Consider the following 18,263-nt stretch of genomic DNA (forward strand, 5'->3'; position numbering starts at 1 on the left):
TTACCCAATCATTCCTTCTGTCACTAAAAAAGTTATACCTCTTGTAATCTAAATTTAGAATCCATTGAGATCAATCTCTCCCCGTTAGGTTATTAGCCTAACTTTTGAAATTAACGTCTCGCACCAATAAAACTTATTAAAATGGTCTTTTTCATAAGCACCCCGCCTATTTAGTTTGATTACTCTATATGCTTTTTGATCTTGCTTTTATCCTATAATTATTCGACTATTGCGCTAAAGATGAAAGGAAAAAGTTAAATAAAGCCGAACTTATAATAAAAAGAAGAATGCAGGGGGCGTTTTATGTTAGAACAACATGTGTTAGAAGATATACAAAAGCTACAGTCTATTTGCGAACAAGAAGAGCACATAGAGCTGAAGCTGAATTTTGATATGTTACGAAGTCGAAAACAAAATGAAGTTAACGATTTTTTTCATTATGAAGATAAGCAGCTTGTTGGGTTTATTGGTCTTTATGGATTTGGGAATACAGTAGAAATATGCGGAATGGTCGCTCCTAGCTATCGCCGAAAAAGGATTTTTTCAAAGCTGTTTTCTCAAGCTTTACATATATGTAAGAAGCGTGGGTATACAGAAATTTTATTAAATGCTCCTGGCGATTCGGTTTCAGGCAGGGAGTTCTTAAAGCAAATTCCATGTTCATTTACTTTTTCAGAATATCAAATGAAGTGGACAAAAAAAGAATTGGAAGATGATAATCCCTTTGTTACACTTCGCTCTTCCCAATCAGATACCGATATGAAAATGGAAATGCAAGTTGATGTGGAATGCTTTGGTATGTCTTTAACAGAAGCAGCTGCTTATTATGAACAAACGAAAACGGAAGAACAGCAAAATCATTTTATCGTAGAGTACAATAGTCAAGCGGTTGGAAAGTTAAGGGTATCTTATGATAAAAGCGAAGCATGGATTTATGGATTTGGTATTTTGCCTTCTTATCAAAAATTGGGAATAGGAAAAGCTGCTTTAAAACAAGTTGTTTTAAAGCAGGTTCAGCTAGGATATGATATATTTCTTGAGGTTGAAGCGAAAAACAAACGCGCTTTGCAACTCTACGAAACATGCGGTTTCAATTCACATCACGTGCAGGATTATTACGTATATAGCTTGTAAATAAAAAACACGGAAATCTTAGATTTTCGTGTTTTTTATTTACATATTAGATGATATGTGCTTTTTTGAGTAAATAATGAGACAGTAGAGAAAAAGTGATATGCCCGTTGATAAAAACAGGGAAGGCCATACAAATATAATAGGAGCGCTGCAAGCAAGGATACACGTAAGAATACCTCCAATAAATGCTTTTCTAAACAATTGATAAGCCGTATACCCCAGGCTAATACTGATAAATACATTGATGAGGCTAAGAAAAAAACAAATTATTTCCTCCTTGTTTTTAATACACCACGAAAAGAAATATTTTACATTTTTAGTATAGCAAAAAATAAAAAAACAATAAAATTTGGATACTAAAGATGAAAAAGGAAGCGATCTGTGTTATGTATAGTAAAGTGAATGAGAGCGTTAAAAACGGGAATGAGTTAATAAAGCAATGCAGTAGAAAGAAAGGAGTAATAGGATGGAATTTGCCCATATCTTTACACTAAGTGTATCTGTTGTAACAGCTATTAATGTTTTATTAGCCGGTATTCTTATTTTCATCGAACGAAGAGATATAGGATCTACATGGGCGTGGCTTCTTATTTTATTTTTTATACCGATTGTCGGCTTTATTGTATATCTATTCTTTGGAAGACAGCTAAAACAGAAGAACTTTTATAAGTTATCATCTGATGAGCGGGAATATTTAAGATCTTCAGTAGATGAACAATTAAAAGAACTTAAAGCTACCCATGAATATCGAAATGAATTATTGATTCAACATAATAAACTGTTGTTCACTAATTTAAATTCTTCTAAGTCACTCGTGCGCACGGACAATGAAATTGATATCTTTAGTGATGGTAATCAGAAATTTGATGCATTGTTTGAGGACATTCGAAATGCTAAAAAAGAAATTAATATTCAATATTATATTATTCAACGAGATAATCTTGGGAAAAAATTAAGAGATGAGCTAACAAAAAAAGCAAAAGAAGGCATAAAGGTTCGCGTTCTTTATGATGAAGTAGGATCTAGAAAAATGACGCCATCATTTTTTAAGGAGCTTATTTCATATGGCGGCGAAGCACAGGCATTTTTCCCTTCAATTCTTCGCTTAATTAATTTTCGGATTAACAATCGAAATCATCGAAAGCTTTGTATTATTGATGGTGAAGTAGCATACATAGGAGGATTTAACGTAGGAGATGAATATTTAGGGTTAGATCCAAAAATGGGTTATTGGAGAGACACTCATTTTCGCATTAAAGGAGAGTCAGTGAACGATATTCAAGGGAGATTCATTTTAGATTGGCATCAAGCAACAAAACAGCCAATTGAACTGGAACAATTTTTGCATCGTACAGAAACTCATTCTGGAACGGTTCCTGTACAAATTGTAGCAAGCGGGCCAAACTCGACTACTCAGCATCTGAAAAACATGTATATCTCATTGATTATGTCGGCCAAAGAAAGTGTGTACCTTCAAACGCCTTACTTTATTCCAGACGCAAGCTTTATGGATGCTTGTAAAATTGCTTTATTATCTGGAGTAGAGATTCATATTATGATTCCAAACAAACCCGATCATCCTTTTGTTTATTGGGCTACGTGGTCTCACGTAGGCGAACTGCTGACGTATGGTGCGAATATTTATCTCTATGAAAAAGGCTTTTTGCATGCTAAAACGATTGTAGTAGATAATGAAGTGTCTTCTGTAGGAACGACGAATATTGATCCACGAAGTTTTAGCCTTAATTTTGAAGTGAATGCAGTTGTATATGACCAGCCTATTGCCAAAAAGTTGCAGAACCTGTTTCTTGAAGATGTGCAATGCAGTTCAAAATTAACGTTTGAACGATATAAAGAACGCTCTCTTCTTATAAAATTTAAAGAAGCGGTATCTCGCTTACTGTCACCAATTTTATAATAAAAATCATTGATATCATGAAACAGACTTGAATTTTTAGATTCAAGTCTGTTGATTTATTGGTTTCTCCTTGTAAGGAGAGCTAGAGATAGAGTTAAAAAGTTTTACCAAAAAATCCAAGGGTATTAATACTATAACAAGCTAAAAAATAATAATACCTAGGAGGAATAGAAAATGACAAAAAATGTAGTAGGTACGTATGATTCAGAGGCAGCTGTTATTACAGCGATTCGAAATTTAAAAACACAGGGATATCCGGACAGTGCACTTTCTGTTTTGACAAACAGTGGTCTGCGTCATGAAAATACAGAAGCGATTGAGCATTCTGCAGGAATTGATGTGCAAACAGTTGATACAGATCAACACTCAAAGCACCATCAATCCTTTATGGAGAAAATAAAAAATGCTTTTACTCCGTCTGAAGAAAAAATGGATCAAGATGTTAATCGAATCGAAAATCAATTAACCGAATATGGTGTACCTGCTGCAGAAGCTTCCTCATATGTATCTGATCTTAAAAAAGGAAAAGTTTTGCTGATGGTAGACGCAGTTGAGCATGATAAACACAATTCAGCTCTAGGACAAACAGTGATACCTGCTGAAAAATCAGCTGACCCAATGAATGAAAAAATGTTATACGGCAATCACGAAAATAAAATAAGGTAATGTTGGAGTAACTAAATGAGATAATAAAAGACTGCGTTCTTAAATAAAAGCTAGTTAACGAAAGGAAGGGGACCGATGAGAAATCTAGAAAAAAGGGAATACGAACTTGACTATTTAAAACAGCAGCAAGAAGTTAATCAAGAGCTCATCAAAGTTTCACAGTCTCTTGTTGCTACGTTAAAACAGTATGAAGAAGAACCGAACAATACAGAAGTTTTAGCTGTAATCGCTGATTTAGAAGGTCAGCAAGAACAGCTCAAAGCAAAGACCGAAAAGATATCTAAAGAGCTTGCACATTTATAAAGTGAGATAAAAGAAGTTCCTATAAAAGGAACTTCTTTTTGCGTTTTATCATAAACAATCTATTGTGAGAGAAAGAGAACCTTATATAACGGGATGTAAACGTTATAGGGGGAGTGGTTTTGTTTTAGATACATATAGAGAAGAAGAAACGCGATAAGAGATTATATAAAAATGGGAAAAGGAAGAACGATCATTCGCTCTTCCTCCAGCCGTATTGCTTATGATAGTGATTTAGAAACGTCCGCCGCCAAGTTGCTGTTCAGCCATTTGCACAAGACGTTTTGTGATTTCGCCGCCTACTGAGCCGTTTGCGCGTGCAGTTGTGTCAGGACCAAGAGTTACGCCAAATTCGCTAGCGATCTCATATTTCATTTGATCGATTGCTTGTTGAGCACCGTGTACTGCTAATTCGTTGCTGCTCTTATTTCTGCTGTTTGCCATCATAATCAACTCCTTTTATAAGGTTAAGATTATGATTTGATTAATAGATAGTTTTTATACATAAAATAAAAAAATTTTTTCAAGGACTTATAGAATATGCTTATTGGAATAAAAAACCAAAAGTTTCCGCTAGTAACGGAAAATAATTATGTGTAGAAAGAGAGAGGGGACAAGTAAAATAGAACACAAGTAAGTAAGCGATTACATATTCATTAAGATAGAAGGCGAATTTTAATATTTCTATTCTATTTAAAAGGAGGAGATTTGCTATGTATCAAAGGTTAAAAAAATCTGTACTATTGGCTATTACATTGAGTTTAGCAATTGGCATTGTACTCTCTTATGAGAAAGCAGCGCTGGCGAAACAGACGCACGAAAAAGCCACATCCTATCGTACAGTGACAGAGATTTATGACTGGGGAGCGGCGATCACAAAAATTATTATTGACTTAGGTGAACCTGTTCCAACTAATTCACTTACAAAAGAAACGTTTAAGGTGCATGTGGCTCGAAGTGATAGTCGATTAGAACCGTCTTTATTGGAACAAGGAGATCGTATAGTAAAAAAAGCCTATGTATCTGATAAAGATGGACAACCAGCCGTACATACTGGAAAATATGCAGTTTTAGAAATGGAAGTTGGACCAGCTGTTTCATTAGGAGCACCACTAAATTATGATGAATATGGTACAGGATTAAATGCATGGATAGACAGTCAATACACCATTACTCAGCAAAGAGATATGATAACAAATAAAGGAAAATTATCAGGGCTTGTAGTGAAACAGTTTGCGGGAGAGGAAAAAGAACTCGTAGATGATTTTACAATTAAAAAAGGTATATATCACAATATAGAATTAGCATACGCAAGTCATGCGCCGGCAAAGGATAAGAAAAAGAATCCATTAATCATTTGGTTACATGGTGGAGGAGAGGGAGGAACAGATGCAACAATTCCCTTATCTGCCAATAAAGCTGTTAGTTTTGTCACAAAAGAAACTCAGGCTTATTTTGAAGGTGCCTACGTTTTAGTACCGCAAGCGCCAACAAAATGGATGGATGGTTATACGGGTAAAGCGGATGGAACTTCTATTTATAAGGAATCGCTGATGGCCTTAATTCAAGAATATGTCTCTAAAAACCCTGATATTGATCAGAATAGAATCTATATCGGAGGAGCATCTAACGGCGGATATATGACTATGCTTATGATTCGTGATTATCCAAAATACTTTGCAGCAGCATTTCCAGTATGTGAAGGACTAAATGATAGATTAATTACGGATCAAGATATTGAAAAGATGAAAGAAACACCTATTTGGTTCGTAGCTGCTAAGAATGATACAGTCCTGCCACCAACAATTAACACTCTTCCAACTTATGATCGATTGGTTAAAAGCCATGCAAATAATGTTTATTTATCACTATTTGAGGATGTACATGATACCACAGGCTTATATAAAAATAACGATGGTTCGCCCTATCAGTATAATGGACATTCATCTTGGATATATCTGTATAATAATGAACCCAACGCTAAAATAAACGGAAGCACAACAAGCATAATGGAGTGGATGAGTAAGCAATCGTTGAAAAATTAATCATTTATAAAAAAGCTGTTGCCTGTAGAGCAGCTTTTTTTATTTCTTTTTTAAAATTAAAGGCTATATCTAAAATAAACGATTGAATACTTTCGTGATAAAATAAAGGAAGAGATCACGAAGAAAGGAACAGTGAAAGTGAAACCAACCATTTATGATGTTGCGAAAAAAGCAGGGGTATCGATAGCCACTGTATCCAAAGTAATCAATCAAACAGGCCGTATTAGTGAAAAAACGATAAAAAAAGTGAATGAAGTAATGATGGAATTAGATTATCAGCCTAGCAGTGTCGCAGCGGCGTTAACAGGAAAAAAGACGTACACGATTGGTGTTCTAGTTCCTGATATCTCTAATCCTTTTTTTGCAGAGGTAGCAAGAGCTTTTGAGAATAATGCTAGAGCAGCGGGATACACGCTTTTTTTATGCAGTACAGATCATCAAACTGCGCGCGAGCATGAATATATAGATCTTTTATTTAAAAAACAAGTAGATGGAATCATTATCGCAACCGAACTAAATGATACGAAGCTCGTAAAGAAAATTGTGAAGCATGATGTACCTCTTGTATTGTTTTCAGTTGACCATCCTTCTATCTCAACGCATGTAGTGACAATTGATAACGTTCGCGGAGGATATATCGCAGGTACGTATTTAATAGAAAAAGGTCATCAATCGGTAACGATTATGACTGAAAAAGATAGAAAAAGCAGTGAGGGGCGATTAGCAGGATTTAAACAAGCGCTCACAGAAGCAAATTTATCACTAGAAAATCAGTCCATTATCAGCTGTTATTCAACAGTAGAAGATAGCAGGAGAGCAAGTAAACAGCTGCTTTCCTTGCCTAATAGGCCAACAGCAGTCTTTGCATGTACAGATCTAATTGGGGTATCGCTCATAAACGAGGCAAGGAAGCAGGGGCTTTCGATCCCGGGAGATCTGTCGGTAATTGGATTCGATAATACGATTTATGCCGATATTGCTGAGCCGGGTTTGACAACGATTGAACAACCCATTTCTCAGATGGCTACTAGTACGTTTGAACAGCTGTTAAAGTCTATGAAAAAAGAAGAGCATGCGAAACAGCGAGTAACGATTATTCCCGAACTAGTAGAACGTGCGTCGGTAAAAAAGTTATAAAATAGAGAAAGTAAAAAAGCTGCAGGTGTTGAGACACCTCCAGCTTTTTCTGCTTAAGCATATTTATAGAGAGACCGGACTTTTGACTTCGTTTATTGTTTCGCCTTTAATAGTTGTCTCTGTTGGAATCGTAAGGAAACCAGTTAGAAAAGCACCAAAGAAGTATAAGCAAGCAAAGATCCAAATTACGCCGCCCGTGCCCAAAAGACCAATAAAAACGGTCACAATTAAAGGACCTACAAAAGCAGAAAGTCCAGATCCTAAGTTCAATACAGACATTGCAGCTCCTTTATTTTCCGGAGCTAAAGAAGGCACTAACGCTGTAAGAGGGACATAACCTGCTAGTGTTGCACCGTAACAGCATGCGACAATCATCATCACCCAATAATTATGTCCGACGAATTGCGGTACATAGTAGAGAGCAAGTGTTACAATTCCGCATCCAACTCCGCCAAACCATTTGATTGTATTTACCCAGCCAAACTTATCTCCAACAATACCAAAAATAATATTAAAAGCCATATTCACAAAAAACAATGTACCCCAGATTTGCAACCATTCACTCATCGTAAAATCATGTTTCATCATATATGTTGGCAAGAAAACAACAAATCCAAATTGAGCAGCAGAGTTAATAATCTTTACGATGCCGCCGATCCCTACTTTAGGGTTCTCAAATGCAATTGTAATCCCTTTCATTAATTCTTTTGTTTTATTATCGTTTACTTTTTGTACGGTAAACTTGTCTTTATTCATAATAATAGAAAAGATTCCACCGATCAAAACAAAAAGTAAACCACTCCACAAGGTAGCGATTTCCCCAATTTTCGGAACCATATAACTTGAGTAAAAGGCTCCGATTACGCTTAATCCAAGCTGGAAGACAAACCAAAACCAGCCTACTGCTTTTGAAAGCATTTCCTGGGGCGTGCGGTAAGACACCCAGACCAAAAATGAGTAAGCAAATAAAGGGTAACCAAATCCTCTAAGAGCATAACAAATTAGTATAATTGTGTAATTCATAATATGAAGTCCTAAACCTATAAATCCAATTGAACCAATAATAAAGGATATCAAGCCGAATGCCATTGCTTTTCTAGGACCCCACAGCTGAACCAGTACGCCGGAGAACCAGGAAGAAACAGAGACCGTAATGCCGTAAACAGTAAACAGTAAAGCAGCATGTTCAATGGTTAAACCTCGTTCTACAAGATAAGGAGATAACCATCCTTGTTCTAAACCATCGCCAATCATAAAAACAATAATACCTATGTATCCCCACGTTAAATGAGAAGGGATCCCAATCCTGTCTAAAGCCGTTTTTCTGGAAATAAATTCATTCATTTTCCACACCACCAGATCGATTATTTTGTGTAAAACATCAAACTAATTTGGTTAAGCGCTTAATCTATTTGATAAAAAGTATACGCTTACAATTTTTGAACGTCAATTAAAATTTTAAATATATATAATTTTCAATTAAATGATTTTAATCATAAAAATATTAGTACGGAAGGCAATAATCACTGAATTCATGATAAAAATACTTGAATATAGAGAATCTCTTTATATTTTATTGATAAATAGATAAAAAAATGAAAATAGTTTTTTTATAGTATACGTTTAGAATTTTTTTAAAAAATATTCTAAATAATCCATAAAAAAGTTTGCATTTCAGAAAACGTTATGTATAATTAGAATCAGGAAAGCGCTTAACCTATATAGAGGTTTGAGCGAATGTTTTCTTAACTTTTAATTAAAGGGGAAAATAAGATGGGGATTCTTACAATTGGAATAATTGGTGCTGGACGCATAGGGAAATTACACGTTGATAATTTAAAATTAATGCCGCAAATAAAAATTAAAGCGGTTTCAGATGTGGTAGTAGATCATTTACATGAATGGGCTGCAAGTAAAGAAATTTCGAAGTTAACAACAAATTATCAAGATTTATTAGCTGATCCAGAAATTGATGCCGTTTTCATTTGTTCGCCAACGAATACGCACGCATCGATTATTGAAGAAGCTGCTCGAGCGAAAAAACATATTTTCTGTGAAAAGCCCGTTAGTTTTTCAGTAGAAGAAACAATTCAAGCGTTAGAAGTAGTAGAAGAACATGGCGTGCAGCTTCAAGTTGGCTTTAACCGACGCTTTGATCCCAACTTTAAAAAAGTGCATGATCTTGTACAGCAAGGAGAAGTAGGACAGCCGCACATTCTAAAAATTACGTCTAGAGATCCTCAGCCGCCGAGTCCGGAATATGTTCGCGCTTCAGGAGGATTGTTCATGGATATGATGATTCATGATTTTGATATGGCTCGTTATGTAATGGGCAGCGAAGTAATAGAAGTATCGGCTTACGGCACGACGCTCATTGATCCTGCTATTGAAGAAGCGGGAGATATAGATACAGCAATTGTCTCATTAAAATTTGCAAATGGAGCTTTAGGTGTAATCGATAACAGTCGTCAAGCTGTCTACGGTTACGATCAGCGCCTTGAAGTTTTTGGTGAAAAAGGTGCAGCAGCTGCTGACAATTGCCGTCCTACTACAGTAGAAATGTCAACAGGCGAAAGTGTAGTCAAAGAGAAGCCGCTGTATTTCTTTCTTGAGCGCTATACACAAGCGTACATAGCGGAAGTGACACAGTTTGCAAGAGCAATTATGGAAAAACAAAGCGTTAGTTGTACAGGGAACGATGGGTTACAAGCAGAACGAATTGCTAAAGCAGCAAAAGAATCTTTACTATCCGGGCAGCCAGTAAAGATTGAACATAAAAAATACGCAGTGAATTAATGACGGTAAACGTGGGGATGAAAGAAATTGGTCTTTCTACCCTTTTAGGAAAGCGCTTAACTAAGGAGGAATAATGATGAATCCGCTTGTTTTTAAAGAAAATCGTGGGTTAGATTTCATCGCTGTTGGCCGTTTATGTATTGATTTAAATGCAAATGAAACACAGCGTCCAATGGAAGAGACTAAAACATTTACTAAATATGTAGGAGGCTCTCCGGCTAATATTGCGATTGGAGCAGCAAGGCTAGGCTTAAAAACCGGTTTTATCGGAAAAGTATCAGATGATCAAATGGGACGCTTCATTACGGATTATCTGCAAAAAAATAAGATTAATACAGATAACATTGTTATTGATAAAACGGGGGCCGTAACGGGGCTAGCTTTTACGGAAATCAAAAGCCCTACAGATTGCAGTATCTTAATGTATCGTGATAACGTAGCGGATTTAAAGCTAAGTCCTACAGAAGTATCCGAAGAATATATCAAACGGTCAAAGGCACTTTTAATATCTGGAACGGCTCTTGCGCAAAGTCCTTCTCGTGAAGCCGTGTTTTTAGCACTAGAACACGCACGCAAGCATGAAGTTGTAGTGTTTTTTGATATCGATTATCGTCCATATACATGGGAATCGGAAGCTGAAACAGCCGTCTATTTTAATTTAGCCGCTGAAAAATCAGATGTAATTATTGGTACGAGAGAAGAGTTTGATATGATGGAAAAATTATTAAACTATGGAGAATCTAATGATCAAGTAACAGCAGAGCGCTGGTTTTCTCACCATGCTCAAATCGTTGTGATTAAGCACGGTGGAGAAGGGTCTATTGCCTATACAAGAGACGGCGATTCTCATCGCGGAGGAATATTTAAAACAAAAGTTCTTAAAACGTTTGGCGCTGGTGATTCCTATGCTTCAGCCTTTATTTACGGATTGATGCAAGGGCTGGAAATTCCGCAGGCAATGCGATTGGGGGGCGCCTCCGCTTCGATTGTAATTTCAAAACACAGCTGTTCAGATGCTATGCCGACAAGCGTTGAGCTCTTCAACTTTATGGAGACAGCAACAGAGATTTTACAGGAAGCTTAACAGATAAAGGAAAAATCTTAAAAGATTAAAGGAATAGAAGCTTATTAAAATGAGATAAAGGGAGAGATATTCTATGACACAAACAGCAGTAAAAACAGTAAAAAACTATATTGGTGGACAATGGATTGAATCAGCTTCATCAAAAACAGAACCTGTGTATAACCCAGCGACAGGTGAATTAATTGCACAGGTGCCTCTTTCTACAAAAGAAGATGTAGATCAAGCGGTGCAAGCAGCAAATGAAGCTTTCAAAGGATGGGCAAAAACAGCCGTGCCTAAACGTGCACGAATTTTGTTCAAGTATCAGCAGCTATTAGTAGATAACTGGGATGAATTGGCAAAGTTAGTGACGGTTGAAAACGGAAAAAGCTTTAACGAAGCGCGAGGCGAAGTGCAGCGTGGTATTGAATGTGTAGAATTTGCGGCTGGTGCTCCTACGTTAATGATGGGGAAACAGCTTCCTGATATTGCAACAGACATTGAGTCTGGCATGTACCGCTACCCAATTGGTGTAATTGGGGGAATTACGCCGTTTAATTTTCCAATGATGGTTCCTTGCTGGATGTTCCCGCTTGCGATTGCTTGCGGCAATACATTTGTGTTAAAGCCTTCTGAGCGTACACCGCTTTTAGCTGCAAGATTAGCTGAGCTGTTTGAAGAAGCTGGTTTGCCAAAAGGTGTATTAAACATTGTAAACGGCGCGCATGATGTGGTAAACGGTCTTCTTGAACATAAGTTAGTGAAAGCTATTTCGTTTGTAGGTTCCCAGCCTGTAGCTGAGTACGTGTACAAAAAAGGTACGGAAAACTTGAAGCGTGTTCAAGCTTTAGCCGGTGCTAAAAACCATTCAATTGTATTAAATGATGCAGATTTGAACGTAGCAACAAAACAAATTATCGGAGCCGCTTTTGGTTCAGCAGGTGAACGTTGTATGGCAGCATCTGTTGTTACTGTACAAGAAGAAATTGCGGATCAGCTAATTGAAAGATTAGTAGAGGAAGCAAATGATATTGTAATTGGGGACGGCTTAGAAGAAAACGTCTTCTTAGGACCAGTTATTCGTGAAAATCATAAAGAGCGTACGCTCAGCTATATTGAATCAGGCGTGCAAGAAGGAGCAGAGCTTATTCGTGACGGTCGCACAGATGCAGCAGTAAATGGCAACGGCTACTTTGTCGGACCAACGATTTTTGATCATGTTACGCAAGAAATGAAAATTTGGCAAGATGAAATTTTTGCACCTGTGCTGTCCATTGTACGTGTGAAAACATTAGAAGAAGCTATTGAAGTAGCTAATAACTCTCGATTTGCAAACGGTGCTTGTATTTATACAGATAGCGGCGCAAGCGTACGTGAGTTCCGTGAAAATATTGAATCTGGTATGTTAGGAGTAAATGTAGGGGTACCGGCACCTATGGCATTCTTCCCATTCTCTGGCTGGAAAGATTCTTTTTATGGTGATCTTCATGCAAATGGTACGGACGGCGTGGAGTTTTATACAAGAAAGAAAATGGTAACAACGCGCTGGTAAGTGATTCATTAAAAATCGTATCTCATTTTAAAAGGAAGTATCAGGAATTAAAGATATTCCTTATGCTTCCTTTTTTAAAATAGCAATCTATTACTAGAAGGGAGAAAGAAGCATGGAAACAGTTAGAATGACGACGGCACAAGCATTAGTGAAGTTTTTAAATCAGCAGTATGTTGAATTTGATGGAAAGCAGCATCAGTTTATTAAAGGGATTTTTACAATTTTCGGGCACGGAAATGTGGTAGGTCTTGGGCAAGCTTTGGAAGAAGACCCAGGAAATCTAGATGTATATCAAGGACGTAATGAACAAGGAATGGCCAATGCAGCGATGGCTTTTGCAAAACAAAAACATCGAAAGCAGATTATGGCTTGCACATCTTCAGTGGGGCCAGGTTCAGCAAATATGGTTACCACGGCAGCCACTGCTTCAGCTAATAATATTCCAGTTTTACTGCTTCCTGGTGATGTATTTGCAACTAGACAGCCGGATCCCGTTTTGCAGCAAATTGAACAGTCATATGATTTATCTATTTCTACAAACGATGCTTTTCGACCAGTGAGTAAATACTGGGATCGCGTAAGCCGCCCTGAACAATTGATGACAGCTATGATTAATGCGATACGTGTGTTAACGAATCCAGCAGATACGGGAGCTGTAACTATTTGTTTGCCTCAAGATGTGCAGGGAGAAGCATGGGATTTTCCAGCTTATTTCTTCCAAAAGCGCGTTCACCGCATTGAACGCCGCCTTCCGACTAGGGACAGTCTAGCAGATGCAATTCAAGCAATGAAAACAAAGAAAAAGCCAATCATCATTTGCGGAGGAGGCATTCGGTATTCAGAAGCTGCAAAAGAGTTAAAACAATTTGCTAGTGAGTTCCATATTCCATTTGGAGAAACTCAAGCAGGGAAAAGTGCCATTGAAAGTGACTATCGCTATAATCTGGGAGGAATAGGGGTAACAGGGAACTCAGCTGCTAATACAATCGCTAAAGAAGCAGATTTAGTAATTGGAGTAGGCACTCGATTTACTGATTTTACAACAGCATCTAAACAGCTTTTTCAACATCCCAACGTGCAATTTCTTACCATTAACACGTCTGAATTTCATGCAAATAAACTTGATGCCGTGAAACTTGTAGCTGATGCAAAAGAAGGGTTGCTTGCTCTTAGGAAAGAGCTAAAATCAATTGGCTATCAGTCTGGTTATACAACAGAAATTGCAAGTGCTAAAGACGCATGGGATACAGAATTAGAGCGTCTACATAGCATACGTTTTACTGGTGCAGATTTTGTTCCAGAAATACAAGGTCATTTAGATGAAAGCTTAGCTGAATATGTAGAATCACTTGGTACTCAATTAACGCAAACAGAAGTAATTGGAGAGGTGAATAAGCTCCTTGATGACAACTCCGTCATTGTTGGTGCAGCAGGAAGTCTTCCAGGCGACTTACAGAGAATGTGGAAGTCTCATAAACCCAATACCTATCATATGGAATATGGATATTCATGCATGGGATATGAAGTATCAGGCGCACTTGGAGTTAAGCTAGCTGAACCAGCTAAAGAAGTGTACGCAATGGTTGGAGATGGAAGCTATCAAATGCTTCATTCAGAGCTCATTACAAGCCTTCAAGAAAGAAAAAAGATAAACATTTTACTGTTTGATAACTCCGGCTTCGGGTGCATTAATAATCTTCAAATGTCAAATGGTATGGGGAGCTTTGGCACAGAGTTTCGCTATCGAAACGATGAAACAGGAAAACTAAACGGAAACGTGATGAAAATTGATTTTGCAGCCAGCGCCGCAGGCTACGGTGTAAAAACGTATCGCGTAAGTTCTCTTGAAGAATTAAAAACGGCGATAGAAGATGCACAAAAACAAGAGGTTTCTACGCTAATTGATATTAAAGTGCTGCCAAAAACTATGACGAACGGTTATGAATCATGGTGGCATGTAGGAGTAGCAGAGGTATCTAAAAATCAGCATGTACAGGGAGCTTATGAAGATAAGGTGAAAAACCTTGAAATGGCAAGAGTTTATTAAGAAGCAGGAGAAAATGAGGTTGTTGAAGAGAAACATTCGATAAATATAAAAGAGGTTTTAATTTCATATAAGGGAGAGGAAGAGATGTTCAAGGAAAATACGGTCAAACTGGGGATTGCTCCAATTGCTTGGACAAATGATGATATGCCTGAACTGGGAGCTGAAAATACATTCGAACAGTGTATCAGTGAGATGGCTTTAACCGGTTTTAGAGGAAGTGAGGTTGGAAACAAATATCCGCGAAATGTTTCCCTCTTAAAAAAGGCATTATCGCTGCGGAATTTAGAAATTGCAAGCGCATGGTTTAGTACATTTTTAACGACAAAGCCGCTGGAAGAAACGGTGACTCCATTTATTGAACATCGCGATTTTTTATACGAAATGGGAGCAAAAGTAATTGTTGTTTCTGAACAAGGGCACAGCATTCAAGGGCTGATGGATGTTCCTTTATTTAAAGAAAAGCCTGTGTTCACGCCAACAGAGTGGAGCAGACTTGCAGAAGGCCTGCACCACCTTGGGAAACTGGCACGAGAGAAAGATATGCATATTGTCTATCATCACCATATGGGAACAGGTGTACAAACAACAGAAGAAATTGAACAGCTAATGGAGCTTACCAATCCGGAGCTTGTTTCGCTGCTATTTGATACCGGTCATCTTGTCTTTTCAGGAGAAGAACCTCTTTACATCTTAAAAAAATATCTGCACCGTATTAAGCATGTTCATTTAAAGGATATTCGTCAAGAAGTAGTTGATCGAGTCAAAGAACAAGACCTGAGCTTCTTGCAAGCGGTAAAAGAAGGAGCCTTTACTGTTCCAGGTGACGGAGCTATTGAATTTGATGAAGTATTTACTACGCTTGCCGCTTCGGATTATAACGGATGGTTTGTCGTAGAAGCAGAACAGGATCCAGCCCTTGCTAATCCTTTTGAATATGCGTTAAAAGCAAGAAACTTTATTAAAGAAAAAAGCGGTCTTTAATTTCCATTGTAAAAGATTTTACGCCTTTTATGTGTTTATGAAAGGAAAGGAGGAGAGGAAATGAAGCCAACCATTTATAGTGTGGCTGAAGAAGCAGGTGTATCAATTTCTACCGTATCAAAAGTCATCAATCAAACCGGTCATATTAGTGAAAGAACAAGACAAAAAGTAATTGAGGTTATGGCGCAGTTGAATTACCATCCAAGCGTCGTAGCATCTGCTTTAACAGGAAAACCCACTAAAACGATTGGGCTTCTCGTACCTGACATCTCCAACCCTTTTTTTGCCGATTTGGCAAGAAGCATAGAAGACCGAAGTCATGAGCGAGGTTTCCATGTTGTAATGTGCAATACCGATAACGATGCGGAAAAAGAGAAAAAGTATCTATCGCTGTTAATACGTCAGAGAATCGACGGTTTAATTGTAGCTTCTGCTTTTCGCAATGCTAATCTTTTAAAAAATATGCTTAAGCAAGATATACCGATTAGCGTTATTGCTTCAGAAATTCCTCACATATCCGTTAATACAGTGACAGTGGATGACTATAAGGGAAGCTATTTGGCGACTGATTATTTGCTGTCTTTGCATCATAAAAAAATTGCGATTATTACAGAAAATGCAAAAAGTAATCACGCCCGTTTAGACGCTTTTCGAGACGCTATGCAAGAAAATGGAATCATCGTTCCGCCTCAGCACGTTATTACGACCGAAGCAAGTATTCAAAAAGGATATGAAAGTGCTAAGCAAATTTTTTCAATGAAGGAGAAAGTGACGGCTATTTTTGCTTGTAACGATTTACTGGCTATTGGAGTTATGCAAGCTGCAAAAGAATTCAAAATTGATGTGCCGCAAGACTTATCAGTGATTGGCTTTGATAATACGGTTCTTTCTACTACCATCACGCCCATGTTGACGACAGTAGCACAGCCGACAAAAGAAATGGCTGTAAACGTAGTGGATTTGCTGGTTAGAGAAATGAAATATCCAGCGATGCATAAAGAACATTTGCTTCTTGAGCCAAAATTGATTGTTCGGAAATCAACGGCTCCGTTACGAAGGGACGCCACAGCATCTACAAATAATTGAACACAATCAAGAATATTGCCGTTAATAAAAAATCCTCATAGTCACATATTCAAAAGAATTTATAGAGTCTATGAAGAAAAAATGAGTAATTAGTAAATTCTGATTGCGCTACTACATAAAGGAGGAATTTAAGTATGTTAGGTAAATTAGGTGAATTAAATAAAGGATACAACGTACTTACAGAAATGACCGGTCAGCACAAAGATATGCTGATGGATATTGGGATTTATAAAATGTCCCAAGGAAAAGAGGAAACTTTACTAGACAGCAGCAGTGAAACGGCTATTCTTTTATTAGAAGGAAAGGTAAAGCTAGAGTGGAAAGGCCATTCGAAAGAAATTCAGCGCCAGTCCCTATTTGAAGAAGAGCCTTGGTGTTTGCACGTTTCAAAAAATGTGGAGGTTAAAATTACGGGGCTTGCCGATAGTGAAGTATTAGTTCAAAAAACGGATAATGAAAAAGAGTTTTCATCAAAATTATATACGCCTGAAGATTGTCAAAACACAGTGGCTGGTGAAGGAGTATGGGAAGGTACTGCTCAGCGTGTGATTCGAACAATTTTTGACTACAATAACGCTCCTTACTCTAACCTTGTTATTGGAGAAGTTATTTCTTATCCAGGAAGATGGTCGAGTTATCCGCCTCATCATCATGACCAGCCCGAAGTGTATTACTATCGTTTTGACAAGCCACAAGGATTTGGCTGCGCAATGGTTGGAGAAGATGCGTACCGTGTAGTTGATAATAGTTTTATTACAATTCCTGGTGAATTGGATCATCCTCAAGCAACGGCTCCCGGCTATGCGATGTATTTCTGCTGGATGATTCGCCATCTCGACAATAATCCGTGGACAGACCGTATTATGGAAGAAGAGCATAAGTGGTTATTAGAGCCGGATGCAAGAATTTGGCCTGAAAAATAAATAAAGATCTTTATACGAAATGGGTTTTAAATGTTGAAAAACCTCGAATAAAAAATAATTATGCGTAAAATAATAGTTTATTTTTGTAAAATATGTTCTTATATGTTAAAATATAACTTGTATTAATATTCAGGCGATGATATCGCTCTTTGCTGCAGATTCCTTTTTAGGAGTCTCTTTTTTTGGAAACAGAAGCAAAAGATACAGACGATTCGTATGTAAATTAAAAAGAAAAGGAGATAAGCGTAAGCCGCTTATCTCCTTTTCTTTTTAGCGTTATCTAATGCTAAGTTCTTTTTCACTACTTTTTCTAAAGCAACTTCCACGTGAACATTTTTTTCATCGATGTCATTCACAAGCACGACGGTTCCTTTTCGTCCTTTAATTTTTAAATCATCACCCGTAGAAGGAATGTTTTCCCTCAGCTGGCTTAATAGAAGCTTTCTGTTTTCAAAAAAGTGGACAGCCACCATTTTATCTCACCTAATTTCATATGATATGTGTGATACAAAGATGTGTATATGAAATCCTTCCTATACATTATGTCGTCAGGGGTGGTTTTAGAACACATTGAATAGACAATTGTTGCATCGATATATGAAATAAATAGAATGG

Annotated in this window: 16 protein-coding genes; 13 read left to right on the forward strand and 3 right to left on the reverse strand. The window is 37.4% G+C overall.

All coding sequences use genetic code 11. The annotated features are described in order from the left end of the window. Positions 1 to 303 precede the first annotated feature (303 nt). From ACN6NE_RS13435 to ACN6NE_RS13450, 4 genes are all read left to right on the forward strand, one after another. Positions 304 to 1,134 (forward strand): GNAT family N-acetyltransferase, encoded by an 831-nt coding sequence (locus tag ACN6NE_RS13435; RefSeq protein ID WP_474325575.1) that lies wholly within the window; start codon positions 304 to 306, stop codon positions 1,132 to 1,134. Positions 1,135 to 1,600: 466 nt separating this feature from the next. Further along, complete coding sequence (cls, locus tag ACN6NE_RS13440) at positions 1,601 to 3,052, forward strand: cardiolipin synthase (protein WP_474325579.1); 1,452 nt, start codon at positions 1,601 to 1,603, stop codon at positions 3,050 to 3,052. A gap of 174 nt (positions 3,053 to 3,226) precedes the next feature. Then, complete coding sequence (locus ACN6NE_RS13445; RefSeq protein WP_129705990.1) at positions 3,227 to 3,718, forward strand: YflT domain-containing protein; 492 nt, start codon at positions 3,227 to 3,229, stop codon at positions 3,716 to 3,718. Between the two features lie 75 nt (positions 3,719 to 3,793). Beyond that, positions 3,794 to 4,021 (forward strand): hypothetical protein, encoded by a 228-nt coding sequence (locus ACN6NE_RS13450; RefSeq protein WP_129705992.1) that lies wholly within the window; start codon positions 3,794 to 3,796, stop codon positions 4,019 to 4,021. A 231-nt stretch (positions 4,022 to 4,252) separates the two neighbouring features. Here ACN6NE_RS13450 and ACN6NE_RS13455 read toward each other — a convergent pair whose 3' ends face one another. Then, positions 4,253 to 4,462 carry an alpha/beta-type small acid-soluble spore protein gene (locus ACN6NE_RS13455; protein WP_016762907.1) on the reverse strand — a complete coding sequence of 70 codons (210 nt, stop codon included), beginning with the start codon at positions 4,460 to 4,462 and terminating at the stop codon, positions 4,253 to 4,255. A 269-nt stretch (positions 4,463 to 4,731) separates the two neighbouring features. Here ACN6NE_RS13455 and ACN6NE_RS13460 point away from each other — a divergent pair, with 269 nt between their 5' ends. Next, the gene (locus ACN6NE_RS13460; RefSeq protein WP_129705994.1) at positions 4,732 to 6,063 is read left to right on the forward strand and encodes a prolyl oligopeptidase family serine peptidase; all 1,332 of its coding nucleotides are present in this window, start codon (positions 4,732 to 4,734) and stop codon (positions 6,061 to 6,063) included. Positions 6,064 to 6,201: 138 nt separating this feature from the next. Continuing rightward, the gene (locus tag ACN6NE_RS13465) at positions 6,202 to 7,200 is read left to right on the forward strand and encodes a LacI family DNA-binding transcriptional regulator (protein WP_474325583.1); all 999 of its coding nucleotides are present in this window, start codon (positions 6,202 to 6,204) and stop codon (positions 7,198 to 7,200) included. A 63-nt stretch (positions 7,201 to 7,263) separates the two neighbouring features. Here ACN6NE_RS13465 and ACN6NE_RS13470 read toward each other — a convergent pair whose 3' ends face one another. Then, the gene (locus tag ACN6NE_RS13470; RefSeq protein ID WP_013055219.1) at positions 7,264 to 8,544 is read right to left on the reverse strand and encodes an MFS transporter; all 1,281 of its coding nucleotides are present in this window, start codon (positions 8,542 to 8,544) and stop codon (positions 7,264 to 7,266) included. A gap of 429 nt (positions 8,545 to 8,973) precedes the next feature. Between ACN6NE_RS13470 and iolG the strand changes: the two genes are divergently transcribed. The 7 genes from iolG (at position 8,974) to ACN6NE_RS13505 (ending at position 17,648) form a co-directional block, all read left to right on the forward strand. Next, the gene (iolG, locus tag ACN6NE_RS13475) at positions 8,974 to 9,996 is read left to right on the forward strand and encodes an inositol 2-dehydrogenase (protein ID WP_129705998.1); all 1,023 of its coding nucleotides are present in this window, start codon (positions 8,974 to 8,976) and stop codon (positions 9,994 to 9,996) included. 76 nt (positions 9,997 to 10,072) lie between these two features. Next, complete coding sequence (gene iolC / locus ACN6NE_RS13480; protein WP_129706000.1) at positions 10,073 to 11,080, forward strand: 5-dehydro-2-deoxygluconokinase; 1,008 nt, start codon at positions 10,073 to 10,075, stop codon at positions 11,078 to 11,080. A gap of 73 nt (positions 11,081 to 11,153) precedes the next feature. Then, positions 11,154 to 12,611: a CoA-acylating methylmalonate-semialdehyde dehydrogenase gene (locus ACN6NE_RS13485; RefSeq protein ID WP_129706002.1), complete on the forward strand. Its 1,458-nt coding sequence runs from the start codon at positions 11,154 to 11,156 to the stop codon at positions 12,609 to 12,611. 112 nt (positions 12,612 to 12,723) lie between these two features. After that, on the forward strand, positions 12,724 to 14,658 hold the full coding sequence (gene iolD, locus ACN6NE_RS13490; protein WP_474325586.1) for a 3D-(3,5/4)-trihydroxycyclohexane-1,2-dione acylhydrolase (decyclizing): 1,935 nt from the start codon (positions 12,724 to 12,726) through the stop codon (positions 14,656 to 14,658). 84 nt (positions 14,659 to 14,742) lie between these two features. Continuing rightward, positions 14,743 to 15,639 (forward strand): myo-inosose-2 dehydratase, encoded by an 897-nt coding sequence (gene iolE, locus ACN6NE_RS13495; RefSeq protein WP_474325589.1) that lies wholly within the window; start codon positions 14,743 to 14,745, stop codon positions 15,637 to 15,639. A gap of 60 nt (positions 15,640 to 15,699) precedes the next feature. Beyond that, complete coding sequence (locus ACN6NE_RS13500; RefSeq protein WP_129706008.1) at positions 15,700 to 16,725, forward strand: LacI family DNA-binding transcriptional regulator; 1,026 nt, start codon at positions 15,700 to 15,702, stop codon at positions 16,723 to 16,725. Between the two features lie 134 nt (positions 16,726 to 16,859). Continuing rightward, positions 16,860 to 17,648 carry a 5-deoxy-glucuronate isomerase gene (locus tag ACN6NE_RS13505; protein WP_129706010.1) on the forward strand — a complete coding sequence of 263 codons (789 nt, stop codon included), beginning with the start codon at positions 16,860 to 16,862 and terminating at the stop codon, positions 17,646 to 17,648. A 254-nt stretch (positions 17,649 to 17,902) separates the two neighbouring features. Here the strand turns inward: ACN6NE_RS13505 and ACN6NE_RS13510 are convergent, their stop codons facing one another. Next, positions 17,903 to 18,121: a hypothetical protein gene (locus ACN6NE_RS13510; protein WP_013055227.1), complete on the reverse strand. Its 219-nt coding sequence runs from the start codon at positions 18,119 to 18,121 to the stop codon at positions 17,903 to 17,905. Positions 18,122 to 18,263: the final 142 nt, after the last annotated feature.

Source organism: Priestia sp. 53B2 (assembly GCF_056099005.1).